The organism is Belnapia rosea (assembly GCF_900101615.1).
Classification (GTDB): Bacteria; Pseudomonadota; Alphaproteobacteria; order Acetobacterales; family Acetobacteraceae; genus Belnapia; species Belnapia rosea.
The window spans coordinates 142232-165095 of the sequence record NZ_FMZX01000006.1 but is presented as its reverse complement, the minus strand read 5'-3'; the positions used below and the strand labels follow the sequence as shown (position 1 = coordinate 165095).

The 22864-nt window shown below is 71.6% G+C and carries 23 protein-coding genes; 15 read left to right on the top strand and 8 right to left on the bottom strand.

Annotated elements, in window-relative coordinates:
* The first annotated feature begins 41 nt into the window (after nucleotides 1–41).
* Entirely contained in the window at nucleotides 42–551 is a 510-nt protein-coding gene (locus BLR02_RS13675) for a VOC family protein (RefSeq protein WP_090663584.1), read from the top strand.
* On the opposite strand, the gene BLR02_RS13670 is transcribed toward BLR02_RS13675, so the two are convergent.
* On the bottom strand, nucleotides 552–1283 hold the full coding sequence (locus BLR02_RS13670) for a metallophosphoesterase (RefSeq protein ID WP_090663583.1): 732 nt from the start codon (nucleotides 1281–1283) through the stop codon (nucleotides 552–554).
* Entirely contained in the window at nucleotides 1280–2734 is a 1455-nt protein-coding gene (locus tag BLR02_RS13665) for a cryptochrome/photolyase family protein (RefSeq protein WP_342670578.1), read from the bottom strand. Before BLR02_RS13665 ends, BLR02_RS13670 begins: the two co-directional genes overlap by 4 nt.
* Before the next feature lie 209 nt (nucleotides 2735–2943).
* On the opposite strand from BLR02_RS13665, the gene BLR02_RS13660 reads away from it, so the two are divergent.
* Entirely contained in the window at nucleotides 2944–3468 is a 525-nt protein-coding gene (locus tag BLR02_RS13660) for a fasciclin domain-containing protein (RefSeq protein WP_176849559.1), read from the top strand.
* Here the strand turns inward: BLR02_RS13660 and pdeM are convergent.
* The 3 genes from pdeM to BLR02_RS13645 are packed head-to-tail and all read right to left on the bottom strand — an operon-like array spanning nucleotide 3446 to nucleotide 7815.
* Nucleotides 3446–4195 (bottom strand): ligase-associated DNA damage response endonuclease PdeM, encoded by a 750-nt coding sequence (pdeM, locus tag BLR02_RS13655; protein ID WP_090565624.1) that lies wholly within the window; start codon nucleotides 4193–4195, stop codon nucleotides 3446–3448. The two genes, BLR02_RS13660 and pdeM, sit on opposite strands and share 23 nt — an antisense overlap.
* Nucleotides 4192–6741, bottom strand: a complete 2550-nt coding sequence (locus BLR02_RS13650) for a ligase-associated DNA damage response DEXH box helicase (protein ID WP_090663580.1) — start codon at nucleotides 6739–6741, stop codon at nucleotides 4192–4194. Before BLR02_RS13650 ends, pdeM begins: the two co-directional genes overlap by 4 nt.
* 42 nt (nucleotides 6742–6783) lie before the next feature.
* The gene (locus tag BLR02_RS13645) at nucleotides 6784–7815 is read right to left on the bottom strand and encodes a sensor histidine kinase (RefSeq protein ID WP_090565620.1); all 1032 of its coding nucleotides are present in this window, start codon (nucleotides 7813–7815) and stop codon (nucleotides 6784–6786) included.
* 337 nt (nucleotides 7816–8152) lie between these two features.
* Here BLR02_RS13645 and BLR02_RS13640 point away from each other — a divergent pair, with 337 nt between their 5' ends.
* Together BLR02_RS13640 and BLR02_RS13635 are read left to right on the top strand one after the other, a co-directional pair.
* Nucleotides 8153–9196: a ligase-associated DNA damage response exonuclease gene (locus tag BLR02_RS13640; RefSeq protein WP_090663579.1), complete on the top strand. Its 1044-nt coding sequence runs from the start codon at nucleotides 8153–8155 to the stop codon at nucleotides 9194–9196.
* Nucleotides 9193–10797, top strand: coding sequence for a cisplatin damage response ATP-dependent DNA ligase (locus BLR02_RS13635; RefSeq protein ID WP_090663578.1), 1605 nt, complete (start codon nucleotides 9193–9195; stop codon nucleotides 10795–10797). Before BLR02_RS13640 ends, BLR02_RS13635 begins: the two co-directional genes overlap by 4 nt.
* Here BLR02_RS13635 and BLR02_RS30420 read toward each other — a convergent pair.
* Complete coding sequence (locus tag BLR02_RS30420) at nucleotides 10770–11486, bottom strand: winged helix-turn-helix transcriptional regulator (protein WP_090565614.1); 717 nt, start codon at nucleotides 11484–11486, stop codon at nucleotides 10770–10772. The genes BLR02_RS13635 and BLR02_RS30420 overlap by 28 nt on opposite strands.
* A gap of 60 nt (nucleotides 11487–11546) precedes the next feature.
* Between BLR02_RS30420 and BLR02_RS13625 the strand changes: the two genes are divergently transcribed.
* The 6 genes from BLR02_RS13625 to BLR02_RS13600 all read left to right on the top strand — a co-directional run bounded on the left by BLR02_RS13625 (nucleotide 11547) and on the right by BLR02_RS13600 (nucleotide 15667).
* Entirely contained in the window at nucleotides 11547–11969 is a 423-nt protein-coding gene (locus BLR02_RS13625) for a VOC family protein (RefSeq protein ID WP_090663577.1), read from the top strand.
* A 73-nt stretch (nucleotides 11970–12042) separates the two neighbouring features.
* Entirely contained in the window at nucleotides 12043–12435 is a 393-nt protein-coding gene (locus BLR02_RS13620) for a hypothetical protein (protein WP_090663576.1), read from the top strand.
* Nucleotides 12436–12498: 63 nt separating this feature from the next.
* Nucleotides 12499–13665, top strand: coding sequence for an ATP phosphoribosyltransferase regulatory subunit (locus BLR02_RS13615; protein WP_090565607.1), 1167 nt, complete (start codon nucleotides 12499–12501; stop codon nucleotides 13663–13665).
* Nucleotides 13665–14954, top strand: coding sequence for an adenylosuccinate synthase (locus BLR02_RS13610; RefSeq protein ID WP_090565605.1), 1290 nt, complete (start codon nucleotides 13665–13667; stop codon nucleotides 14952–14954). The genes BLR02_RS13615 and BLR02_RS13610 overlap by 1 nt, the downstream gene beginning before the upstream one ends.
* A gap of 13 nt (nucleotides 14955–14967) precedes the next feature.
* The gene (locus BLR02_RS13605) at nucleotides 14968–15255 is read left to right on the top strand and encodes a contact-dependent growth inhibition system immunity protein (protein ID WP_090565603.1); all 288 of its coding nucleotides are present in this window, start codon (nucleotides 14968–14970) and stop codon (nucleotides 15253–15255) included.
* Nucleotides 15256–15388: 133 nt separating this feature from the next.
* Nucleotides 15389–15667, top strand: coding sequence for a DUF4242 domain-containing protein (locus tag BLR02_RS13600; protein ID WP_090565601.1), 279 nt, complete (start codon nucleotides 15389–15391; stop codon nucleotides 15665–15667).
* Between the two features lie 68 nt (nucleotides 15668–15735).
* On the opposite strand, the gene BLR02_RS30080 is transcribed toward BLR02_RS13600, so the two are convergent.
* Both BLR02_RS30080 and BLR02_RS13590 read right to left on the bottom strand, forming a co-directional pair.
* On the bottom strand, nucleotides 15736–16761 hold the full coding sequence (locus BLR02_RS30080) for an alpha/beta hydrolase family protein (protein ID WP_090663575.1): 1026 nt from the start codon (nucleotides 16759–16761) through the stop codon (nucleotides 15736–15738).
* Between the two features lie 140 nt (nucleotides 16762–16901).
* Nucleotides 16902–18542 carry a peptide chain release factor 3 gene (locus BLR02_RS13590; RefSeq protein ID WP_090565597.1) on the bottom strand — a complete coding sequence of 547 codons (1641 nt, stop codon included), beginning with the start codon at nucleotides 18540–18542 and terminating at the stop codon, nucleotides 16902–16904.
* Nucleotides 18543–18698: 156 nt separating this feature from the next.
* On the opposite strand from BLR02_RS13590, the gene BLR02_RS13585 reads away from it, so the two are divergent.
* The 5 genes from BLR02_RS13585 to cofC are packed head-to-tail and all read left to right on the top strand — an operon-like array spanning nucleotide 18699 to nucleotide 22861.
* Nucleotides 18699–19556 carry a TIGR03620 family F420-dependent LLM class oxidoreductase gene (locus tag BLR02_RS13585; protein WP_176849558.1) on the top strand — a complete coding sequence of 286 codons (858 nt, stop codon included), beginning with the start codon at nucleotides 18699–18701 and terminating at the stop codon, nucleotides 19554–19556.
* 13 nt (nucleotides 19557–19569) lie between these two features.
* On the top strand, nucleotides 19570–20574 hold the full coding sequence (gene fgd / locus BLR02_RS13580; RefSeq protein ID WP_090663573.1) for a glucose-6-phosphate dehydrogenase (coenzyme-F420): 1005 nt from the start codon (nucleotides 19570–19572) through the stop codon (nucleotides 20572–20574).
* A gap of 27 nt (nucleotides 20575–20601) precedes the next feature.
* Nucleotides 20602–21315: a coenzyme F420-0:L-glutamate ligase gene (gene cofE, locus BLR02_RS13575; protein ID WP_245704767.1), complete on the top strand. Its 714-nt coding sequence runs from the start codon at nucleotides 20602–20604 to the stop codon at nucleotides 21313–21315.
* Nucleotides 21312–22220 (top strand): 2-phospho-L-lactate transferase, encoded by a 909-nt coding sequence (cofD, locus tag BLR02_RS13570; protein ID WP_090663572.1) that lies wholly within the window; start codon nucleotides 21312–21314, stop codon nucleotides 22218–22220. Before cofE ends, cofD begins: the two co-directional genes overlap by 4 nt.
* Nucleotides 22217–22861, top strand: a complete 645-nt coding sequence (gene cofC / locus BLR02_RS13565; protein ID WP_090663571.1) for a 2-phospho-L-lactate guanylyltransferase — start codon at nucleotides 22217–22219, stop codon at nucleotides 22859–22861. The genes cofD and cofC overlap by 4 nt, the downstream gene beginning before the upstream one ends.
* Nucleotides 22862–22864: the final 3 nt, after the last annotated feature.

Sequence of the window (22864 nt, the reverse complement as noted above, 5' to 3'; positions counted from 1 at the left end):
CTGGGGCGGCGCCATTGTTTTGGGCGAAGGAGTTCCCCCCGATGCCCGAAGCCCCGCTTTCCGGCCCTGCCGCGGCCACGCCGGTCCATCCCGCGATGCGGATCGGCCATGTGCATCTCAAGGTTGCCGATCTCGACCATGCGCTGGGTTTCTGGCGCGACGTGATCGGGCTCGAGGTGCAGCAGCGCATGGGTCGGCAGGCCGTCTTCCTCTCGGCCGGCGGCTACCACCACCACATCGCCCTCAACACCTGGGAGAGCGCGGGCGGCGCCTGGCCACCCCCCGGCACCACGGGTCTCTACCATGTGGCGCTGCTCTATCCGGACCGCGCGGCGCTGGCCGTGGCGCTGCGCCGGGTGCTGGCGGCCGGCATCACGCTCGAAGGCGCCTCGGATCACGGCGTCTCCGAGGCGATCTACCTGCGCGACCCGGATGGCAATGGCGTCGAGCTGTACCGTGACCGGCCGCAGGAGGATTGGCCGCGCGATGCAGCCGGCAACCTGATGATGGTCAGCCGGCGGCTCGACCTCGAGGCCTTGCTGCGCGAGTAGCTACCAGGGCAGGTCGATCCAGGAGAGGTGGCCACCCTTGCCGGCGCCGGTATCGAGGAAGATGGCCCGCCCGCCGGTCTCGCCCGGCTGGACATAGGGGCGGCCATCGGTCGAGCGCCGCTCATGGCCGCAATAGAGGGTGAATCCCGCCGGGATGCGGTCCACCCAGTCATGCAGCCGCTCGGGGAAGCCATCGGGCTGCATCCGCCCCGTCACCTGGCCGAAAAGGGCGCGGGAGAGCAGCGGGTCTGGCTTGCGCGCCCCGGCATCGGGCGGCGAGGGCTCGCGGAGCATCCGCGGATGCCAGCCGCCATGCACGAAGAGCGCGGTGCCGAGCCGCAGCCAAGCCGGCGCCGCGGCGATCTCGGCGATGGCCCTGGCCTTCAGCGCCGCGCCATCCGGCGCCTCGTCGAGCTGCGCCAAGGTCCGCCCCAGCCCCTCCGCCGCCATGCGGACGCGTTGCCCCATCAGCACCCGGCGCAGCTTGTGGTCATGGTTGCCGAGCAGGAAGCGGCCGCTGCCGGCATCGAGCAGGCCGAACATCCGGCGCAGCACGGCGGGGCTGTCCGGCCCATGGTCGGTCAGGTCGCCAAGCTGGAGCAGGAAGAGCCGCTCCGCCTCCGCCCCCGCGGCCGCATGTTCGAAGGCCGCCGCATCGCCATGCACGTCGCCGACGATGCGGAGGCCGCGGAAGCCGCGCGCGGCGAGGTCCGCCTGGGCGTCCAGCCTCATGCCGCCGGCTCCGCCCGGCCACGCAGGGTGGCGAAGGCCTCGAGCGCCCGGCGGCGGCCCTCCTCGGGCAGCACCACCGGCCGCGGATAGTCCCGCCCGAGGCTCAGCCCGGCTTCGGCCAACACCGTCTCCGGCGCCTCCCAGGGGCGGTGCAGCCAGCGATCGGGCAGCGCCGCCAGCTCCGGCACGAAGCGCCGCACATAGGCGCCCTTGGGATCGAATTTCTCGCCCTGCAGGACCGGGTTGAAGACCCGGAAATAGGGCGAGGCATCCGTGCCGCTGCCGGCGATCCATTGCCAGGAGGCGCTGTTCGAGGCGAGGTCGGCATCCACCAACGTGTCCCAGAACCAGGCGGAGCCCTCCTGCCAGGGCTGCAGCAGCTGCTTCACCAGCAGCGAGGCGGTGATCATCCGCACCCGGTTGTGCATCCATCCATGCCGCCAGAGCTGGCGCATGCCGGCATCGACGATGGGGTAGCCGGTGCGCCCGCGCTGCCAGGCGCGCAGCAGCGCCGCATCCGGCGCCCAGGGGAAGGGGGCGAAGCGTTCGCGCAGCGGCACGTCCGGCATCTCCGGCCGGTGCCAGAGCAGATGGTAGGAGAATTCCCGCCAGAGGATTTCGGAGAGGAAGGGCCGGGCGGCCTCGACATCGCCAGGGATGGCCTCGCGCACCGCATGCCAGACCTGGCGCGGCGAAACCTCGCCCCAGCGGAGATGCGGCGACAGGCCGGAGGAGCCCTCGATGCCCGGCAGGTTGCGATTGACCGCATAGTCGCGCACCGGTCCGGCGAGGAATCGCCCAAGCCGGGCCTCGGCCCCTGCCTCGCCCGGCGTCCAGATGGTGCCGAATTCGGCCGCCCAATCCGGCACCGGCGGCTGGGGCAGTAGGTGCCAATCCTCAAGCCGGTCGCCGGAGGGCGCGTCCTTCGCCGGCCGTAGGCGGTCCGGAGCGGGCAGCGGCGCCTCTGGCTCGCCGCGCGTTGCCATGGATTTGGCGAAGGGGCCGTAGACCGTATAGGGCTTGCCGCTGCCGCTCAGCACCGTCGGCGGCTCGCGCAGCAGGGTGGAGGTGTGGAGGCGAAGGCTGCGTCCGGCGGCCTCCAGCGCCTCGGCCACCCGCGCATCCCGCTCCCGCGCCCAGGGCTCGGTGAGCCGCCCGGCCAGCACCTCCGTGGCGCCGACCGCATCCGCCAGCGCCGGGATAACGATCTCCGCCCGGCCGCGCGCGAGCAGCAGCGGCGCACCGCAGGCGGCCAGCGCCTCCCCCAATGCAGCGAGCGAGTGGTGCAGCCACCAGCGCGCCGCTCCGGCCGGGGCCCAGCGCCCGGCCGGGGCATCATCCAGCACGTAAACCGGCAATACAGGCCGGCCGGTGCCGGCAGCGAGGGCGGGATTATCGGCGAGGCGCAGATCCTGGCGGAACCAGATCAGGGCAGGAGGCGGATCGGACATTCTCGTCATGTAAGTGCCACTTGCGAAAACACGACATTCATGACGGGCACGCGATGCCGCGAACCGACGCAGTGCGGTGGCGTTCCGCCATCGCACGGGAGCGATCCCGATGGCCGAGCTTTCACCCCGACCTTCAACCAACAAGGCAATTTCCTATGATTTCCTTACACCGCCGTCATTTTCTCTCCACGGCTGCTATCGGCAGCGCCATGATCCTCGGCGCCCGGCCGGGCCAAGCGCAGACGCGCAACGTCATGGACACGCTGGCGGCCGACGGGCGCTTCAGCCGCTTCATCGACATCATCACCCAGGCGGGCGTCACCGACCAACTCCGCTCGACCGCGAGCGTGACGGTCTTCGCCCCGGTCAACCAGGCCTTCGACGTGGTGAATGCGCGCATGACCGAGCTCACCTCGCAGGGCTCGGGCAACATCAACCAGAACAGCACGGACCCGCTGCGGCTGCGCGCGCTGATCGCCTACCACATCGTCGCCGGCTCCATGCCCTCCTCGGGCCTGCTGAACGACCGCCGCTTCAAGACCGTGAACGGCGCCGAGCTCCTGGTGGCAAATGACGGCAGCAAGATCGCCGTCAGCAACCCGGCGCCCGAGCAGCAGACCGGCAGCTTCGGCGCGGGTGGGCTGAACGTGCAGGCCCCGGCGCTGGTGGTCGGGCCGGACATCATCGCCAATAACGGCATCATCCACGCCATCAGCCAGGTCCTGTTTCCGTAAGCACGGGCCTTGGCGCCGGCCCGCCCCCTGCCACAGCCCGGGGCGGGCCGGCCGCCATGCTGAACAGCCGCTCGCGCCCCAGCAGGAAGAGGCGCGCACCGCGCGGGAAAAGGCCTGCGATGGCCGGGTCCCGCGCATCCAGCCCGCCGGTATAGGCGCCGAAGGCGGGCAGCAGCAGGCGCCGCCCATCGGCAATGAAGCAGGGGCGGGTGATGCCGCCCACCCGCGTCGGCATCGTCGCCTTCGGATGAAAATGCCCGGACACCTCGCCCCCCGGCGCCATGGCGAAGCGGGATGCCGCGGGCCGTGCCTGGTGGCGGAACACCAGCGGACCGTCGCGCAGCTCCTCGGCCGCGAGGCCGGGCAGCCCCTCGGGCGGCTCCGGGTCGTGGTTGCCGAGCACCCAGACCATCTCGACACCCGCCAGCATGCGGTGCAGCGCCTCCGCCTCGGCGGGCGGCAGGCGGGAGGCGCCATGCCGGTCATGGAAGCTGTCGCCGAGGGCGACGATCCGCTCCGGTTTCCAGCGCCGCAGCAGCAGGGCGAGGCGGGACAGCGTCTCCCGCGTGTCATAGGGCGGCAGGAAGCGGCCGGCGGCGGCGAAGGCGCTGCCCTTCTCGAGATGCAGGTCGGCGACCACCAGCGTGCGCCGCGCCGGCCAGTGCAGCACGCCCGCCGGGTCGAGCATCAGCCGCTCGCCGCCGAGATGGATGGGGGCGGCGCTCATGCGCTGCGCGGCATGCTGCGGATGAAGCGGCTGCGGCGCGGGCGCTCGCGGTGGCGCGGCTTGTCCACGTCGCGCGGGCGGATGCGCACGCCCTCCGTCACCTCGGCCAGCAGCTCCGAGAAGATCTCGGCGCCATCCGTCACCTCCTCGACCAGCGCCTCGGCCTCGGCGAGCAGCGCATCCTCGGCGCCGCCGGCCACCCATTCGCGGCCCTCCTCGATGAGCGCCGGCACGGCGAGCGGCGAGACGCGGTCGAGGGAGCGGTGGATGATGCGCCCGCGCGCGCGGGCCAGCAGCAGGCCGATGCGCGCGACATCGGTGAGGCCGCCCGCCGCCTCCTGCCGCGTGGCGCGGAGCAGGATGTGGTCGGGCTCGTGCTTGCGCAGCACGTCGTAGATCAGGTCGGCATTCATGGTCATCTGGCGCGGGCGCTTCTCTTGTCCCGGGTGGTTCTTCTCGAGCAGCCCGGCGATGGTGGCGATGTTGCGGAAGGTGCGGCGGAGCATGGAGCTCTCGGCCATCCACTCCTCCAGCTCCTCGCCGAGGATGTCTTCCTCGAAGAGGGTCTCGACCGCGGTCGGCTCGAAGGCCGACCAGGTGGCGAGGACATAGTCGGTGGCGAGGTAGCCGAGTGGCCCGAAGCCGGCGCGCTCCATCCGCTTGGTGACGAGCATGCCGAGCGTCTGGTGCGCCAGCCGCCCCTCGAAGCAATAGGCGACGAGGAACCAGCGGCCGCCGCGCGGGAAGGTCTCGATCAGCAGCCCGTCCTTGGGCGGCAGCATCGAGCGCCGCTGCTGCAGCCGCAGCCAGTCCCGCACTGGCTCCGGCAGCAGGCGCCACTTGCGCGGCTCGTTGATGATCTCCCGCACGCGCGCCGCCAGCCAGGTGGAGAGCGGCATGCGGGAGCCGGCATAGGCCGGCACGCGCGGGTCCCCCTCGCCGCCACGGGAGACCACGGCGCTGACGCCGTCCAGCGCCTCGAAGCGCAGCGTCTGGCCGGCGAAGATGAAGCAGTCGCCGGCGACGAGGGTGGAGATGAACCACTCCTCCACCTCGCCGAGCACCGGCCCGCCGCGCAGCCGCACCTTCACCAGCGGCGTCTCGACGATGGTGCCGAGATTCATCCGCAGCTGCCGCGCCACGCGCTGGTCGCGCACATGCACCATGCCCTCGGCATCGCGGAACAGCTTGCGGAAACGGTCATAGACGCGCAGCGCGTAGCCGCCATTCTCGACGAAGCCGAGCACGTCGTCGAAGTCGCGCCGGGTGAGCGCCGCATAGGGCGCGGCGCACCGCACCTCCTCGTACAAGGCATCCGGATGGAAGGGGGCGTGGCAGGCCATGGCCAGGATGTGCTGCGCCAGCACGTCGAGCCCGCCGGGCCGCGGCGGGTCGCCATCCAGCTCCTGATGCCGCACGGCCTCCAGCGCCGCGGTGCATTCGATCACCTCGAAGCGGTTGGCCGGGACCAGCACGGCGCGGGAGGGCTCGTCCATCCGGTGGTTGGCGCGGCCGACCCGCTGCAGCAGCCGGGCGACGCCCTTCGGCGCGCCGACCTGGATCACCTGGTCCACATCGCCCCAGTCGATGCCAAGGTCGAGCGAGGCGGTCGCCACCACCGCCCGCAGCTTTCCGGCGGCCATCGCCGCCTCCACCTTGCGGCGCTGCTCGACGGTCAGGCTGCCATGGTGGAGGGCGATCGCCAGGCTGTCGTCATTCAGCCGCCACAGCGCCTGGAAGCAGAGCTCCGCCTGGGCGCGGGTATTGACGAAGACGATGGTGACCCGCGCCTCGCGGATGCGGCGATAGACCTCCGGCATGGAGGCAAGGCCCATATGCCCGCCCCAGGGCAGCCGCCCCTCCGGCAGGGTGATCGACAGCTCGGGCGCCGCGCCGCCGCGCACCTGCACCAGCCGCACCGCCTCCGCCTCGCCGGTGGCGGAGAGAAAGGCGCGCAGCGGCTCCGGCCAGGCGACGGTCGCGGAGAGGCCGACGCGCCGTGCGCCCGGCGCCAGCCGCCCCAGCCGGGCGAGGCAGAGGGCGAGCTGGTCGCCCCGCTTGGTGCCGGCCAGGGCGTGGATCTCATCCACCACCACCGCGCCGAGCCCGGCGAAGAATTCACCCGCCTCCGGCTGGGTAAGCAGCAGGGCGAGGCTTTCCGGCGTGGTCAGCAGCAGGTTGGGTGGATCGACCCGCTGCCGCGCGCGGCGGTTCTGCGGCGTGTCGCCGGTGCGCGTCTCGATCCGGATGGGGAGGCCCATCTCCTCCACCGGCGCCATCAGGTTGCGGGCGATATCGACGGCGAGCGCCTTCAGCGGCGAGATATAGAGGGTGTGCAGCGATCCCGCCCCATTGGCACGGGGCGCCCGGGCGAGGTCGATGAGGCTCGGCAGGAAGCCGGCCAGCGTCTTGCCGCCGCCGGTCGGCGCGACCAGCAGGGCGGAATGCCCGGCCTCGGCCGCCCGCAACAGGGCGAGCTGGTGTGGTCGAGGCGTCCAGCCGCGCCCGGCGAACCAGGCGGCAAAGGGTTCCGGCAATGTTCCCATCTGGCCCCCAATATGGCGGGGCGGAGGCCGGGCGGGAAGGTTTCAGCCGCAGGCGAAGCGAAGCGTCGCCCGGGTGCCGTGGTCAGCCTCGAGGCGGAGGCTGGCATGGGCCTGGCGGGCGAGGCGGGGGACCAGGTGCAGGCCGAGGCAGCCCTGCGGCGAGGTGCGCCGCTGCGCTTCCTGCAGCCCTATGCCGTCATCCTCCACCACCAGCTCCCCCAGGCCCGGCGCCGGGCGGCGGAGCCGCAGGCGGACCGTGCCGCCATGGCCGTCCGGGAAGGCATGGCGGGCGGCATTCACCACCAGCTCGTTCACGATCAGCGCCAGCGGCGTCGCCTGGGAGACCGGCATCAGCAGGCCCGCCTCCACCTCGGAGTCGAGCATGATGCCCGGGCGGGCGACCACGTCCAGCGCACTCTGCGCGGTGGCCTGCAACTCCGTCCCGAGATCGATCATCGCATTCTCGGCGATGCGGAACATGCGGTCCTGCACCAGCGTGGCCAGCATCACACGGTTGGCCGCGCCGCGCAGCGCCGCGGCCACCTCCGGGCTGCTCGCGCGGCTGGCCTGCAGGCCGAGGAAGGAGGTCGTCGCCTGGGCGTTGTTCTTCACCCGGTGATGCAGCTCCGCCAGCAGCACCTCGCGCTCGGCCAGCGCCCGGCGCCGCTCCTCCAGGGCCTCGCGCATCTCGGTGATGTCGACGCAGGAGCCGACGAAGCCGGTGAAGACGCCGTCCTGGCAAAGCGGCCGGGCGGTATCGAGCACCCAGCGCCAGGCGCCATCATGCCGGCGCAGCCGGTAGTCGATGGTGAATGGCCGCTCCGAGGCGAAGCCCTCGAGCGAGGCCTGCTCGCAACGGGCCCGATCCTCCGGATGCAGGTTGTCCACCCAGCCGAAGCCCAGCTCCGCCTCCGCAGGCCGGCCGGTGAAATCGAGCCAGGACTGGTTGACGAAGCTGCGCGACCGGTCAGGCCCGGCCTGCCAGATCATGACCGGAGCATAGTCCAGCAGGAGGGAGGGCTCCGCTTCCGCCGCCGTCCCGGCTTCTGCCGCATCCCGCTGCCCTGGCGACATCCAAATCCCTTGCCCTTCATGCACCTAAGATGCCCACCAGCCGTTGCGGGCGCGGTAGCATTTTGACGCCTGACGCGACCGGTGGTTTCCCGGCCCCAGCACGGCGCACGCCACTGGGAACGACCTGGTGCAAGGGGGGTTGCCACCAGGCCCGAAACCACATGCCACAGCGGTGCCATACTGTGGCCGAAGTGTAGACATTGCGCCATTGGCATGCGTGTGCGCCACCTCGTTATTCACCTTTTGGTTGAGGGCACCTCCCGTCATTGCTCTGCAACCGGCTTGAAGCCTGGCACTTTCTCCCCAAGCTCCGCAGGACCGAGGTGACCCCATCCCGATGCCCCACCCCGAGACCTGGCTCCGTGTCACCCCTGACGGCCTGCTCTGCGAGCCTGGCGGCTTCTTCATCGACCCGGTGCGGCCGGTGGAGCGGGCCGTCATCACCCATGGCCATGCCGACCATGCGCGACCGGGCCACCAGGCCGTGCTGGCGACGCCGGAGACGCTCGCCATCATGCGGGCGCGGATGGGGGAGGGGGCAGGCGCCAGCCAGCAGCCGATGCGCTATGGCGAGGTGCTGCGCCAGGGCGAGGTGACGATCCGCCTCGTCCCGGCCGGGCATGTGCTCGGCTCGGCTCAGGTGGTGCTGGACTGGCGCGGCTCCCGCGCCGTGGTCTCCGGCGACTACAAGCGGCAGGCCGACCCGACCTGTGCGCCCTTCGAGGTGGTGGGCTGCGATGTCTTCGTCACCGAGGCGACCTTCGCCTTGCCGGTCTTCCGCCACCCGGACCCGGCCCATGAGGTGGCGAAGCTGCTGAAGAGCCTGGCCCTGTTCCCGGAGCGGACGCATGTGGTCGGCTGCTACGCACTCGGCAAATGCCAGCGGGTGATCGCCCTGCTGCGCGCCGCCGGCTGGGACCGGCCGATCCATCTGCACGGCGCCCAGCAGCCGCTCTGCCGCCTCTACGAGGAGCTCGGCGTGCCGCTCGGCGAGCTGCGGCCGGCGACCGTCGCCAACAAGGCGGAGCTGCGCGGCGCCATCGTCCTCGCGCCCCCCTCGGCCATCGCCGATCGCTGGGCCCGGCGCCTTGCCGAGCCGGTGACGGCGCTGGCCAGCGGCTGGATGCGGGTGCGCCAGCGGGCCAGGACGCGCGGGGTCGAGCTGCCCATGGTCATCAGCGACCATGCCGATTGGGATGACCTCAACCGCACCATCGACGAGGTCGGCGCGCCCGAGGTCTGGGTGACGCATGGCCGCGACGATGCCCTGGTGCATGCACTGGCCGGGCGCGGCATCCGCGGCCGGGCGCTGCACCTGGTCGGGCTCGGCGAGGATGAGGACGAGGCGGCCGTGCCGGCCGACGAGGCGCCGGCGGCATGAGTGTCTCCGCCTTCGCCGAGTTGCTGGAGCGCCTGATCTTCACCCCTGGCCGCAATGCCAAGCTGGCCCTGCTGCGCGACTGGTTCGCCACCCAGCCCGACCCCGATCGCGGCGTCGGCCTCGCGGCGCTCACCGAGGAGCTGGTCTTCACCGCCGCCAAGCCGGCGATGATCCGCGATCTCGCCGCCGCCCGCACCGACCCGGTGCTCTTTGCCCTCAGCCACGACTATGTCGGCGACCTGGCCGAGACGGTGGCGCTGATCTGGCCGGAGAGGGCCGGCGTGAACGCCCCGCCGCCGACCCTCTCCGAGGTGGTGGAGGCGCTGGAGGTGACGCCGAAGGCGGAGCTGCCGGCCTTGATTGCCGGCTGGCTCGACACGCTCGATTCCGGCGGGCGGCTGGCGCTCATCAAGCTCATCACCGGGGGGCTGCGCGTCGGCGTCTCCGGCCGCCTCGCCCGGGTGGCACTGGCCGAATGGTCCGGCAAGCCGGTGGAGGAGATCGAGGAGATCTGGCACGGGGTCGCGCCGCCCTACCTGCCGATCTTCCGCTGGCTGGAAGGCGGGGCCGAGAAGCCCGATCCGCGCGACGCCCCGGTCTTCCGCCCGCTGATGCTGGCCCATCCGCTGGAGGACCGCGACCTCGCCGCCCTCGACCCCGCCGCCTGGCGTGCGGAGTGGAAATGGGACGGCATCCGCGTCCAGCTCACCGCCGGGCCGGGCGGGCGGCGGATCTGGAGCCGTGGCGGCGAGGATATCTCGGGCGGCTTCCCCGAGATCCTCGAGGCGATGGACTTCCATGCCGTGCTGGATGGCGAGCTGCTGGTGATCCGGGACGGTCTCGTCGCGCCCTTCGCCGACCTGCAGCAGCGGCTGAACCGCAAGCTGGTCGGGCCGAAGATGCTGCGCGACTACCCGGTCGGCGTCCGCCTCTACGACCTGCTGTTCGAGGGCGGCGAGGATCTCCGCGCGCTGCCCTTCGACGAGCGCCGCCGCCGCCTGGAGGATTGGGTGGCCCGCTTCGAGCCGGCGCGGATGGACCTCTCGCCGCTGATCGCCTTCGCGTCCGTCGCCCAGCTGGGCGAGGTGCGGGACGGGGCGCGGGCCGCCTCCATCGAGGGGCTGATGCTGAAGCGCGCCAACAGCCCCTATCTCGCCGGCCGGCAGAAGGGCCTCTGGTGGAAGTGGAAGCGGGACCCGCTGAGCATCGACGCGGTGCTGATGTATGCCCAGCGCGGCCATGGCAAGCGCAGCAGCTTCTACAGCGACTACACCTTCGGCCTCTGGCGGCCAGACGGGGCGGGGGGCGAGGAGCTGGTGCCCGTCGGCAAGGCCTATTCCGGCTATACGGATGAGGAGCTGGGCTGGCTCGACCGCTGGATCCGCAACCACACGGTCAGCCGCTTCGGCCCGGTGCGGGAGGTGGAGAAGGCCCTGGTGCTGGAGGTGATCTTCGACGCCGCCCAGCTGTCGGGCCGGCACAAATCGGGCGTCGCCCTCCGCTTCCCCCGCATTGCCCGCATCCGCACCGACAAGCCGGCCAGCGAGGCGGACCGGCTGGAGAACCTGATGGCCTATGTGGAGGCCCCTGCCGAGGCCTGAGGGCCCGGCGCCTTCGGCGGCAGCGGGAAGAGGGTGACGAAGCGTGCCGCCAGCGCCCGGTCCCCCTCGATTCGGAGCGCCCCCGCCGCCTCCAGCGCCGCCAGGGGCTGGCCGCCATAGATGGCCCCGGCGATCACCGGCGGCGCCCCGTCGAGCACCAAGTCCGCCCCCGCCACCGGCCCGGCGGCGATCGCGATCCGCCCGCTCTCCAGCCGCGCCAGGTAGTGCTCCTCCCCCAGGCGGAAGCCGATCCGCGCCGTGAGCCCCGCGGCCCGCCCGGCATCCAGCATGGTCCGCAGCGAGAGCAGCAGGGAGGCGGCGCTGAATGGCAGGGCCGGGTCATGCAGCGGCGAGCGGGCCGCCCAGCGGCCGAGCGCCTGGAAGATCGGCTCGCTCTCCAGCCCCCATTCGGTCAGCGCATAGACCTGGGCGGAGGCGGGTGGCGGCAGGCGGCGGCGCACCACCACCCCGGCCGCCTCCAGCCCCGCGAGGCGCTGGGTCAGCACATTGGCGCTGATGCCGGGCAGGCTGGTGCGCAACTCGCTGAAGCGGCGCGGGCCGAAGATCAGCTCCCGCATCACCAGCAGCGCCCACCGCTCGCCGACCAGGTCGAGGGCATGGGCGGCGGCGCAGGCATCTTCGTACCAGCGGCGCGGTGCCGCATCGGAAGTTATTTTTTCTGACTTCATGGTTGCAATTAATAACTCACATCGGGCAGCATCGTCAAAGCCCAGGGGAGGACACCATCCATGTCGAAGCTGATCTTCGTGAACCTGCCCGTAACCGACCTGACGCGGGCGATCGCCTTCTACGAGGCCGTCGGCGCCCGGCTGAACCCGCAATTCACCGATGAGACCGCCGCCTGCATGGTCTTCTCGGAGACCATCCACGCCATGCTGCTGACCCATGACAAGTACCGGATGTTCACCGCCAAGCCGATCGCCGATGCCCATGCGGCAAGCGGCGTGCTGATCTGCCTCTCCGCCGGGAGCCGCGCCGAGGTCGATGACACGGTCGGGCGCGCCGCCGCCGCCGGTGGCCGTGCCGACCCTGGCCAGACCCAGGATTACGGCTTCATGTATGGCCGCAGCTTCGAGGACCCGGACGGGCATCATTGGGAGGTGATGTGGATGGACATGGAGGCGGCCCGGAAGGCCATGGAGAAGGCCTGATGGCCATGGGCGGGCTCGACCTCGCCGCGCTTCGGCGGTCCTATGCGGGGCAGAGCCCCGCGGAGCCCGCCCCATGCGCTTCAACCACGTCGCCAACCGGCTGACGCCACAGCATTTCGAGACGGTGGTGGCGCTGTTCACCACGCAGCTCGGCTTCACCGTGCTGCGCCGGACGGAGCGGGCCATCTGGCTCCGCCAGCCCGGCGCCAATGTGGACCTGCAATTCAGCCGCAGCGACACGCCGGGCCGGGATGCGGACAAGCTCCGCTCCCAGGTCTCCTTCCTCAGCGAGACGCCGCGCGAGGATCTGGAGGCCCTGGCCGAATGGGCGGCGGGGCAGGGGATGGCGGCGCAGGTCGGCGCCTATTCGGGGCGCGAATTCTACCTCGACGCCCCCGAGGCCTTCGTCGATTTCGTCATCGAGGCCATGCGGCCGGAACTGGCCGACTATCCGCTCGACGAATAGGGGCGCCGGCCCCCTGCGTAGCCTCTTGCGCCCTTGGCCCCCCCCTGCCACACCCGCGCCCGCATGACCGACGACGCGCCCAACCCCGCCCTCCTGCCCGCCGGGCTGATGGACCTGCTGCCGCCCGAGGCGGAGCGGGAGGCGGATCTCGTCGAGGCGCTGATGGCCGCCTTCGCCGGGCATGGCTATGAGCGGGTGAAGCCGCCGCTGCTGGAATTCGAGGACAGCCTGCTGGCCGGCTCCGGCGGCGCGGTCGCCGAGCAGACCTTCCGGCTGATGGACCCGGTGAGCCAGCGGATGATGGGGCTGCGCGCCGACACCACGCCGCAGGTGGCCCGCATCGCCGCGACGCGCCTCGGCCAGCAGGCCCGGCCGCTGCGGCTCTGCTATGCCGGCCAGGTGCTCCGCGTGCGCGGCACCCAGCTGGCACCCGAGCGGCAGCTGCCGCAGACCGGCATCGAGCTGATCGGCAGCGATGCCGCGGAGGCCGATGCCGAGGTGGCGCTGGTCGCCGCGGAGGCGCTGGCCCGCGCCGGCGTCCCCTCCGTCTCGCTCGACATCACCCTGCCGACCATGGCGCCGACCCTGCTGGAGGCGGCCGGCGTCCCGCCCGCCCTGCGCCAGCGCCTCGCCCGGGCGCTCGACCGCAAGGACTCCGCCGCCGCGACGGAGCTCGCCGAGCAGGCCGGGCCGCTGGCCGCCGCGCTGCCCGTGCTGCTCGCCGCCGCCGGCCCGGCCGATGGGGCGCTCGCCGCGCTCTCCGCCGCCGACCTGCCGCCCGCCGCCCGCGCCATCGCCGATAATGCGGCCGCCGTCATTGCCGCCATCCGGGCCCGCGAGCCGGGTCTGCGCATCACCCTCGACCCCGTCGAGTTCCGCGGCTTCCGCTACCATGTGGGCGTCGCCTTCACCCTCTACGGGCCGGGCGCCACCGGCGAGCTGGCACGGGGCGGCCGCTACGTCTCGGCCAATGACGAGCCGGCGACAGGGATGAGCCTCTACCCGGATGCCGTGCTCCGCGCCGCCCGTCCGGCGGCGCCCCGCCCGCGGGTCTTCCTGCCGCTCGGCACACCGCCCGCCGATGCATCGGCGCTCAGGGCCCAGGGGTATGCCACCGTCGCCGCCCTGGCGCCGGGCGACAGCCCTGCCGCGCTGCGCTGCACGCATGTCCTGCGGGACGGCGCGGCCCAAGCCCTGAGCGCCACGCCTTTCAGCAAGGACGATGTGTGATGGCCAATGTCGCGGTGATCGGCGCCCAGTGGGGTGACGAGGGCAAGGGCAAGGTGGTCGACTGGCTGGCGAGCCGCGCCGATATCGTCGTGCGCTTCCAGGGCGGCCACAATGCGGGCCATACGCTGGTGGTGGGCGAGCAGACCTACAAGCTCTCGCTGCTGCCCTCGGGCGTGGTGCGCGGCAAGCTCGGCATCATCGGCAATGGCGTGGTGCTGGACCCGGAGGCGCTGCTGGCCGAGATCGGCAAGGTCACCGCCCAGGGCCTCTCCGTCACGCCGGAGAACCTCCGCATCGCCGAGAACACCCCGCTGATCCTCCCGCTGCACCCGGCGCTCGACAAGGCGCGCGAGGCGGCGCGCGGCGAGGACAAGATCGGCACCACCGGGCGGGGCATCGGCCCGGCCTATGAGGACAAGGTCGGCCGCCGCTCCATCCGCCTGTGCGATCTGGCGGAGCCGGCGACGCTCTCGGCCAAGCTCGACGAGCTGCTGCTGCACCACAACAGCCTGCTGCGCGGCCTCGGCGCCGCCACCTTCGAGAAGCAGGCGCTGCTCGACGGGCTGCTGGCCCTGGCGCCGCGGCTGCTGCCCTTTTCCGAAGCGGTGTGGGAGCGCCTGGATGCGACGCGGCACAACGGCCAGCGCGTGCTGTTCGAGGGCGCGCAGGCGGTCATGCTCGATGTCGACCACGGCACCTACCCCTATGTCACCAGCAGCAACACCGTCGCCGGCAATGCCGCGGCGGGGGCGGGCATCGGGCCGGATGCCATCGGCATGGTCCTCGGCATCGCCAAGGCCTACACGACGCGCGTCGGCAGCGGCCCCTTCCCGACGGAGCTGCAGGACGAGATCGGCCGGGGCCTCGGCGAGCGCGGCCGCGAATTCGGCACCGTGACGGGCCGCCCGCGGCGCTGCGGCTGGTTCGATGCCTGCATGGTGCGCCAGGCGGTGAAGACCGGCGGCATCCAGGGCCTGGCTCTCACCAAGCTCGACGTGCTCGACGGGCTGGAGGAGCTGAAGATCTGCACGGGCTACACGATCGGCGGCGAGAGCTACCGTCGCCTGCCCTCCGCCGCCGGCGCGCAGGCCGCGGCCAGGCCGGTCTATGAGGTGCTGGAGGGCTGGACCAGTTCCACCCGCGGCGCCCGCTCCTATGCCGACCTGCCGGCGGCAGCGGTGAAGTATGTCCGCCGCATCGAGGAGCTGGTCGAGGCTCCGGTCGTGCTGCTCAGCACCAGCCCGGACCGCGACGACACGATCACGCTCCGCGACCCCTTCGCGGGGTAGGAGGCGGCCGGCCATGGCGGCGCTCTACCCGCATCTGGCCGGCTTCATCCAGGCCTGGTTCCACCAGGATTGCGACCTGGACGGCGACGATGCGGCGATCATGGCCAAGGTCCGGCAGGTGACGACGCCAGGGGAGCGCGCGGTGATCGCCGCGGATATCCGCCGCTTCCTCGCCGGCCATCGCGGCAGCCTCGCCGATGCCGCCTTCCTGCGGCATCTCGAGCCGGATATCGACCCCTCGGCCGATGGGCAGCCGGCGGCGTGGCTGCAGGAGATCCTGCGGCGGTTGGAAGAGTCCTAGAACTCTCCTCTGAACGACTTCAGGATAATTTTCTTGATGCTCGAAGATGCCCCGGACGGTAGCGTCTGCGGGGCGCCATGAAGCCAAACCGTCGCCGGCGCCTGTCCAATGAGACGGAATCCGGGAGGTCGGAATGCCCAAATTCATCATCGAACGAGAGATGGCTGGTGTCGGAGCGGCATCCGCCCAGGATCTGCAGGGCGCAGCGAAGACGTCCTGTGACGTGCTTCGCGTGATGGGGCCGGAGATCCAATGGGTTGAGAGCTACGTCACGGGCGACAAGATCTACTGCGTCTATGTCGCACCAAACGAGGAGATGATCCGCGAACACGCCCAGCGGGGTGGCTTCCCCGCCAACCGCATCAGCAAGGTCGAGCGGATGATCGACCCGACCACGGCTGAAGTGGCCTGACCGGCGACGTCGTTCGGGGCACGCGCCGTGTAGACGGCGTGCCCCGACGTCGCATGCCGGACTGCCCGCTAGATCAGGTGCAGGTCGTGGCCAAGCGTGGCCAGCTGGTCGCGCACGCCGGTGAAGGCGTCATTCGCCTCCGCCCGCACATCCTGCCGCCAGCCCTCGAGGAGGGATTGCGCCACCTGCCCATCCGGCCCGTCGCTGTCATAGAGGCTGCGCAGCGCGAGAAGCTGCGGATCGGTCGTGCCGACCTCCGGCACCACCAGCTCCGGCTCCGCCGAGGCCGCCGCGGTGGCGGTGCTGCCCGCATAGAGCTCCGGCGCATGCTGCCCGGTATCGAGCCGGGCGAGGCCGGCGATGCCCGCCGCCGGCGACAGGTCCCCGCTCTGCCCCGGCAGCAGCACGATGTCGCCGCGGTTCTCGTAATTCACCGTGAGGCTGTTGAGCGCCGCCAGCGCCTGGTCCTGGGTGAGGCCGGGGAGTTCCTGCGCGGCCTTCTCGGCGGCGAGGCTGGCGAGCGTGGGGTCGGACCGCAGCACCTCGCCGATCTCCGCCCGGTGCGCGCCGAGCGCAACCGCCGGATCATCGGCGATGACGACATTGGTGATCCGCGCATCCTCGCCCGGCGGCAGGATCGCACCAGGCGAGCCGAAGGTCACGGCGTCATAGGTCACGCCTGCCTGGTCGGGATGCGTTGCCATGAACTGCTGCGCGAGCGACCCGCCGAGGCTATGGCCCGTCACCACTACCTGGCCATATTGCCCGCTCGCCGCCGCCGCATCCGCTGCCTGGATCAGCGAGGCGAAATGCGGGTAGCCGGCATTGATGTCCTGCAGGTCGTTCAGGCTGTCGACCTGGTCGTCGCTGCCACGGAAGGCGATGACGAGGCTCTCCTTGCCGTCCACCACCCCCTCGGTCACCAGCGCCGCCGAATTGGCGCTCTGGTAGAGGCCGCCCGCGAAGCTCTCGCCGGCGCCGAGGGTGAGGGGAAGCTCGGTGGCGGGGGTGAAGCCGGCCGGCAGCGCCACCGGCACATTGGAATAGGCGTCGAGCGAAAGTTGCGCGAGCGCAGCGTCAGTCGCTGAGGTCACAAGGTGTCTCCTGCGGTTCGGCCTCCCGTCGGGGCGGGGGCGGATGGCCCGGTCGGTGCCGGGCCTGGCCAGGGTCGCCGGGTCCTGCCCGGCTTGGCCTTCGCGGGAGGAACACCCTGGGCAAGCTCAGGGTTGCAGGATCAACGCTTCGCCATCTCCAGCCCATGCTGCTCGCGCACGGCGTGGAAGCGCAGCATCGGCCATTCCTCCTCCGCCCGCTTCCGCCGCCAGTCGGAGCCGAAGAAGGCGACAAGCTCGCCATCATGGTCCTCGCCGGCATCGCGCCGGTTGGTGGTGGCGAAACGGTCGAGCGCGGCACGATCCGAGCCAGGGTCCGCTGGGGTGACCCAGCGCATCATCTGCCACATCGTGTCGTCGAAGCCGGCCGGCACGCCATATTCGACCTTCAGCCGGCTCTGCAGCACGTCGAGCTGCAGCTGGCCGACCACGCCGACGACGGGGTTCGAGCCGTCGAGAGGCCGGAAGAGCTGCACCACGCCCTCCTCGGCCAGCTGGGAGAGCGCCGTCTTCAGCTTCTTCGCCAGCATCGGGTCTTCCAGGCGGACATGCCGCAGGATCTCCGGCGCGAAGCTCGGCACGCCGCGGAAATTCAGCGCCTCGCCCTCGGTCAGCGTGTCGCCGATGCGCAAGGTGCCGTGATTGGCAACGCCCACCACGTCGCCCGGCCAGGCCTCCTCCGCCACCTGCCGGTCCTTGGCGAAGAAGAAGAGCGGCGCGTTGACCGGCACCTGCTTGCCGGTGCGGACCTGCTTCAGCCGCATCCCCTTCACCAGCCGCCCGGAGCAGAGGCGGACGAAGGCGACGCGGTCGCGGTGGTTCGGGTCCATATTGGCCTGGACCTTGAAGACGAAGCCGGTCAGCGCCGGCTCCCCGGGCTCGACCGGGCGCGCATCGGCCGCGCGGCTCTGCGGCGGCGGGGCATAGCGGGCGAGGCCGTCCAGCAGGTGGCCGATGCCGAAGTCGCGCAGCGCGCTGCCGAAGAAGACCGGGGTGAGGGTGCCCTGGCGGAAGGCCTCCAGGTCGAATTCCGGGCAGGCTGCCTCGGCAAGCCCGACCTCCTCGGCCAGGGCCGCGGCCCGCTCCGCGCCGACCAGTTCGGCCAGCTTCGGGTCGTCCGGGCCGGAGAGGGTGATCGCCGAGCGGTCATCCGCATCGACGGGCAGGAAGTGCCGCGCCAGCATGTCCCAGGTGCCGGCGAACTCGCTCGCCCGGCCGACCGGCCAGGCGACCGGCGCGGCGTCGAGCGCCAGCGTCTTCTCGATCTCATCGATCAGCTCGAAGGGGTCCCGCGCCTCGCGGTCCATCTTGTTGACGAAGGTGATGATCGGGATGTCGCGCAGCCGGCAGACCTCGAAGAGCTTCCGGGTCTGCGCCTCGATGCCCTTGGCCGCGTCCAGCACCATCACCGCGGCATCCACGGCCGTCAGGGTCCGGTAGGTATCCTCGGAGAAATCCTCGTGGCCCGGCGTATCCAGCAGGTTGAAGATCAGCCCGCCGCGCTCGAAGGTCATCACCGAGGTCGCAACGGAGATGCCGCGATCCTGCTCGATCTTCATCCAGTCCGACCGGGTGCGCCGGGCATTGCCCTTGGCGCGCACCGCGCCGGCCAGCTGGATGGCACCGCCGCGCAGCAGCAATTTCTCGGTCAGGGTCGTCTTGCCGGCATCGGGGTGGGCGATGATGGCGAAGGTGCGCCGGCGGCCCGCCTCGGCCGACACCTCATTCGGTGCCGCCGTGGCGGAGACGCCGGCCGGGGTCATGGCATCCACGGGCAGCTCTCGTCGTTCTATGGGGGTCTGTCGCCATCGATCTAGGCGCCCCGGGCCCGGAAGACCAGAGCGGCGTGCCGAACCAGGGTGCAGGGACCCCGGTTGCAGGGGTGACGGGCGGGGGCCATGCTGCCGGATGGAGGGCCGATGATGGAATTGGGACGCCTCGGGGTCTGGTACCCCGCCGACCGGCTGGATGGGCCGGGCCTCGCCACCCTGGCCCGCCGGGTGGAGGAGCTGGGCTATGGCACCCTCTGGTACCCGGAGGCGCGTGGCTATGAATCCTTCACCCTCGCCGCCCACTTCCTGGCCTCCACGACGCGGCTGAAGGTCGGCAGCTCGATCGCCAATATCTATGCGCGGGACGCCTTCACCGCCCGCCGCGGCATGGCGACGCTGAACGCCTTCCACGGCGGCCGCTTCATCCTCGGCCTCGGCGTCAGCCATATCCCGATGGTGGAGGGGCTGCGCGGTCATCGCTACGACCGGCCTGTGCCCGCCATGCGCGCCTATCTCGACGGCATCCAGGCCGATACGGGCGAGGATTGGCCCATCCTCCTCGCCGCCCTCGGGCCGAAGATGCTGGAGCTTGCGGCCCGGCGCACCCATGGCGCCGTGCCCTACAACGTGACGCCCGAGCATACCGCCATCGCCGCCGGCATCCTCGGCCCCGGCAAGGTGCTGGCGGTCGAGCAGAAGGTCTGCCTCGAGACCGATCCCGAGCGGGCGCGCGCCCTCGGCCGCGCGGAACTCGCCCATTACCTGGCCCTGCCGAATTACGTGAACAATTGGCTGCGCACCGGCTTCACCGAGGCCGACCTGAAGGATGGCGGCAGCGACCGCTTCATCGACGGGATGGTCGTCTCGGGCGATGCCGCCGCCATCAAGGCGAAGCTTGCCGCCCATTTCGCGGCCGGCGCCACCCATGTCTGCATCCAGCCCGTCCATGCCAAGGGCGATATCGCGGCGCGCGATGCCATGCTGGCGGCGCTGGCCGATAGCTGAAGGAAACACGCCCATGCTGACGCTCGGCTACAAGGCCTCAGCGGAACAATTCGCCCCCGCCCGGCTGCTCGAATTCGGCATCCTCGCCGAGGAGGTCGGCTTCGACTCCTGCTTCATCTCGGACCACTTCCAGCCCTGGAAGCATACCGACGGCCATGCGCCGAACTCGCTCGTCTGGCTCGGCGCCCTCGGCGCGCGGACGCAGCGGCTGGTGATGGGGACGAGCGTGCTGACGCCGACCTTCCGCTACCACCCCTCCATCGTGGCGCAGGCCTTCGGCACGCTCGGCTCCATGTTCCCCGGCCGCGTCATTCTCGGTATCGGCACGGGGGAGGGGCTGAACGAGGTGCCCTCCACCGGTGCCGCCTGGCCGGAATTCAAGGAACGCTTCGCCCGCATGCGCGAGGCGGTGCAGCTGATGCGCAAGCTCTGGTCGGAGGAGCGCGTGACCTTCGAGGGCCAGTACTACCGCACCGACAAGGCGACCATCTACGACCGGCCCGATACCATGGTGCCGATCTATGTCGCCGCCGCCGGGGCGCTGGTCGCCAAATATGCCGGCCGCGCTGGCGACGGCTTCATCTGCACGTCAGGCAAGAAGCAGGAGCTCTATACCGAGACGCTGCTGCCCAACCTCGCCGCCGGGCTGGAGGCCGCTGGCACGCCGAAGCCCGATTACGACCGCATGATCGAGGTGAAGGTCTCCTTCGACACCGACAGGCAGCGCGCGCTGGAGGATACCCGCCACTGGGCCGCGCTCGCCCTCTCGCCAGAGGAGAAGATGTCGGTCGAAGACCCGGCGGAGATGGAGCGCCTGGCCGACGCCCTGCCGCTGGAGCGCGCCGCCAGCCGCTGGATCGTCTCCAATGACGCCGAGGAGCATGTCGAGCGCATCGGCCAGTATGTCGCGCTCGGCTTCAACCACCTTGTCTTCCATGCGCCAGGGCCGGACCAGGCGCGGTTCCTGAAGCTCTATGGCGACCAGGTGCTCCCGCTGCTCCGCCGCCGCTTCGGCTGAACCGTGCAGCGGCTGGAATTGCATGCGTTGCCCGGCCTGCCGATGGTGCAGGCCGGCGATGACCTCGCATCGCTGATCGAGGCCGGCCTCGGCCGCGCCAATCTCGTGCTGCAACCGGATGACGTGCTGGTGCTGGCGCAGAAGATCGTCAGCAAGGCCGAAGGCCGCAGCGTGGCGCTCGCCTCCGTCACCCCCTCGGCCGAGGCGCGGGCGCTGGCGGAGCGGGTGCAGAAGGACCCGCGCTTCGTCGAGCTGGTGCTGTCGGAGAGCCAGCGCGTCGTCCGCGCGCGGCCCGGGCTGCTGATCGTGCAGCACCGGCTCGGCTTCGTCATGGCGAATGCCGGCATCGACCAGTCCAATCTCGGCCAGGAAGGCCACGCCCTGCTGCTGCCGCGCGACCCGGACTGCACCGCCGCCGGGCTCTCGGCCCGGCTCGGCTGCCCGGTCATCATCACCGACAGCTTCGGCCGTGCCTGGCGGCGGGGGACCGTGGGCGTTGCGATCGGCGCCGCCGGCCTGCCGGCGCTCTGGGACCTGCGCGGCCGGCCGGACCTCTTCGGCCGCAGCCTGCAGGTGAGCATCAGCGGCTTCGCCGACGAGATCGCCGCCGCTGCCTCCCTGCTGCAAGGCCAGGGCGCCGAGGCGCAGCCCGCGGTGCTGGTGCGCGGCCTCGCATGGGACGCGCCGCCGAACCCCGCCGCCGAACTCCTGCGGCCCGAGGCGGAGGACCTGTTCCGATGATCGTCGCGCTCTCGGGCGGCATCGGCGGCGCCAAGCTCGCGCTCGGCCTCAGCCATCTCCTCCCGCCGGAGGAACTGCTGATCGTCGCCAATACCGGTGACGATTTCGAGCATCTCGGCCTCGCCATCTCGCCCGACATCGACACGCTGACCTATGCGCTGGCCGGCCTCGACAACCAGGAGCTTGGCTGGGGCCGCCGCGACGAGACCTGGTCCTTCATGGAGACGCTGGCCGGCATCGGCGGCGAGACCTGGTTCCGCCTCGGCGACCGCGACCTCGCCTTGCATGTCGAGCGCACGCGCCGCCTGCGGGCCGGCGAGAGCCTCAGCACCGTCACCACCGACATCGCCCGCCGCCTCGGCGCGCGGCCGCGCATCCTGCCGATGAGCGACGACCCGGTGCGGACCCGCATCCGTAGCGATGATGGCTGGATCGACTTCCAGCACTGGTTCGTCCGCGACCAGACGCGCCCGCCGGTGCACGCCATCGAATTCGCCGGCGCCGCCGAGGCACGGCCGCAGCCCGGGCTGCTCGCCGCGCTCCGCGCCCGCCCGCGCGCCGTGGTGATCTGCCCCTCCAACCCCTTCATCAGCATCGAGCCGATCCTGGCCGTCCCCGGCCTCCGCGCCGCCATCGCCGGCTGCGAGGCGCCGGTCATCGCCGTCTCGCCGATCATCGCCGGCCAGGCAGTGAAGGGCCCGACCGCGCGCATGTTCGGGCAGGCCGGCATTGCGCCGAGCGCCGCCGCCGCGGCCGCCCGCTATGCCGGGCTGCTGACGCATTACGTCATGGAGCCTGGGGATGACGCGACAGGCATCGCCGCCCAGGTCATCCACGCCCCGACGCTGATGCGCAGCCTGGAGGACAAGGTGGCGCTCGCCCGCGCCGTGCTGGCCGCCGCATGATCTGGGCGGTCCTGCCGGTGAAGGAGCTGGAGGGCGCCAAGCAACGCCTCTCCCCCGCGCTCAGCCCGGTGCAGCGCGTGGCCCTGATGCGGGTGATGATCGGCGAGGTGCTGGCGGCACTGCTGGCGGCGCGCGGCCTGGCCGGCGTCGCGCTGGTGACGCTCGACCCATGGGCCACCGCATTGGCCGGGCGCAGCGGCGCCCGCGTGCTGACCGAGGGCGCGCGCGACGGCCATACCGGCAGCGTTACCGCCGCCGCGCGCGTGCTGGCGGCGGAGGGGGCGGCCGGCATCATCACCCTGCCGGGCGACATCCCCGCCGTGACGTCCGCCGAGATCGAGGCGGTGCTCGCGGCGCATGGGGCGGCACCGGCCTTCACCATCGCCCCGGCGCATGACGAGCTCGGCTCCAACGCCGTGGTCCTGTCACCGCCGCTCGCCGTGCCGCTCCGCTTCGGGGAGGACAGCTACTTCCCGCATCTTGCCGCGGCCCGCGCCGTGGGGATCGCGCCACGCATCGTGCCGCAACCGGGGATCGGGATGGATATCGACCACCCTGCCGACCTCGCCAGCTTCGCCCGCCTGCCGCAAGCCGAGGGCACGCGGACGCTGGCCTTCCTGCGCGAGAACGGCCTGGCCTGAGCC

Excerpts from the sequence above, each read along its gene's own strand:
- BLR02_RS13675 (WP_090663584.1), top strand. The coding sequence starts at position 42 with ATGCCCGAAGCCCCGCTTTCCGGCCCTGCCGCGGCCACGCCGGTCCAT.
- BLR02_RS13670 (WP_090663583.1), bottom strand. The coding sequence starts at position 1,283 with ATGAGGCTGGACGCCCAGGCGGACCTCGCCGCGCGCGGCTTCCGCGGC.
- BLR02_RS13665 (WP_342670578.1), bottom strand. The coding sequence starts at position 2,734 with ATGTCCGATCCGCCTCCTGCCCTGATCTGGTTCCGCCAGGATCTGCGC.
- BLR02_RS13660 (WP_176849559.1), top strand. The coding sequence starts at position 2,944 with ATGATCCTCGGCGCCCGGCCGGGCCAAGCGCAGACGCGCAACGTCATG.
- pdeM (WP_090565624.1), bottom strand. The coding sequence starts at position 4,195 with ATGAGCGCCGCCCCCATCCATCTCGGCGGCGAGCGGCTGATGCTCGAC.
- BLR02_RS13650 (WP_090663580.1), bottom strand. The coding sequence starts at position 6,741 with ATGGGAACATTGCCGGAACCCTTTGCCGCCTGGTTCGCCGGGCGCGGC.
- BLR02_RS13645 (WP_090565620.1), bottom strand. The coding sequence starts at position 7,815 with ATGTCGCCAGGGCAGCGGGATGCGGCAGAAGCCGGGACGGCGGCGGAA.
- BLR02_RS13640 (WP_090663579.1), top strand. The coding sequence starts at position 8,153 with ATGCCCCACCCCGAGACCTGGCTCCGTGTCACCCCTGACGGCCTGCTC.
- BLR02_RS13635 (WP_090663578.1), top strand. The coding sequence starts at position 9,193 with ATGAGTGTCTCCGCCTTCGCCGAGTTGCTGGAGCGCCTGATCTTCACC.
- BLR02_RS30420 (WP_090565614.1), bottom strand. The coding sequence starts at position 11,486 with ATGAAGTCAGAAAAAATAACTTCCGATGCGGCACCGCGCCGCTGGTAC.
- BLR02_RS13625 (WP_090663577.1), top strand. The coding sequence starts at position 11,547 with ATGTCGAAGCTGATCTTCGTGAACCTGCCCGTAACCGACCTGACGCGG.
- BLR02_RS13620 (WP_090663576.1), top strand. The coding sequence starts at position 12,043 with ATGCGCTTCAACCACGTCGCCAACCGGCTGACGCCACAGCATTTCGAG.
- BLR02_RS13615 (WP_090565607.1), top strand. The coding sequence starts at position 12,499 with ATGACCGACGACGCGCCCAACCCCGCCCTCCTGCCCGCCGGGCTGATG.
- BLR02_RS13610 (WP_090565605.1), top strand. The coding sequence starts at position 13,665 with ATGGCCAATGTCGCGGTGATCGGCGCCCAGTGGGGTGACGAGGGCAAG.
- BLR02_RS13605 (WP_090565603.1), top strand. The coding sequence starts at position 14,968 with ATGGCGGCGCTCTACCCGCATCTGGCCGGCTTCATCCAGGCCTGGTTC.
- BLR02_RS13600 (WP_090565601.1), top strand. The coding sequence starts at position 15,389 with ATGCCCAAATTCATCATCGAACGAGAGATGGCTGGTGTCGGAGCGGCA.
- BLR02_RS13590 (WP_090565597.1), bottom strand. The coding sequence starts at position 18,542 with ATGACCCCGGCCGGCGTCTCCGCCACGGCGGCACCGAATGAGGTGTCG.
- BLR02_RS13585 (WP_176849558.1), top strand. The coding sequence starts at position 18,699 with ATGATGGAATTGGGACGCCTCGGGGTCTGGTACCCCGCCGACCGGCTG.
- fgd (WP_090663573.1), top strand. The coding sequence starts at position 19,570 with ATGCTGACGCTCGGCTACAAGGCCTCAGCGGAACAATTCGCCCCCGCC.
- cofD (WP_090663572.1), top strand. The coding sequence starts at position 21,312 with ATGATCGTCGCGCTCTCGGGCGGCATCGGCGGCGCCAAGCTCGCGCTC.
- cofC (WP_090663571.1), top strand. The coding sequence starts at position 22,217 with ATGATCTGGGCGGTCCTGCCGGTGAAGGAGCTGGAGGGCGCCAAGCAA.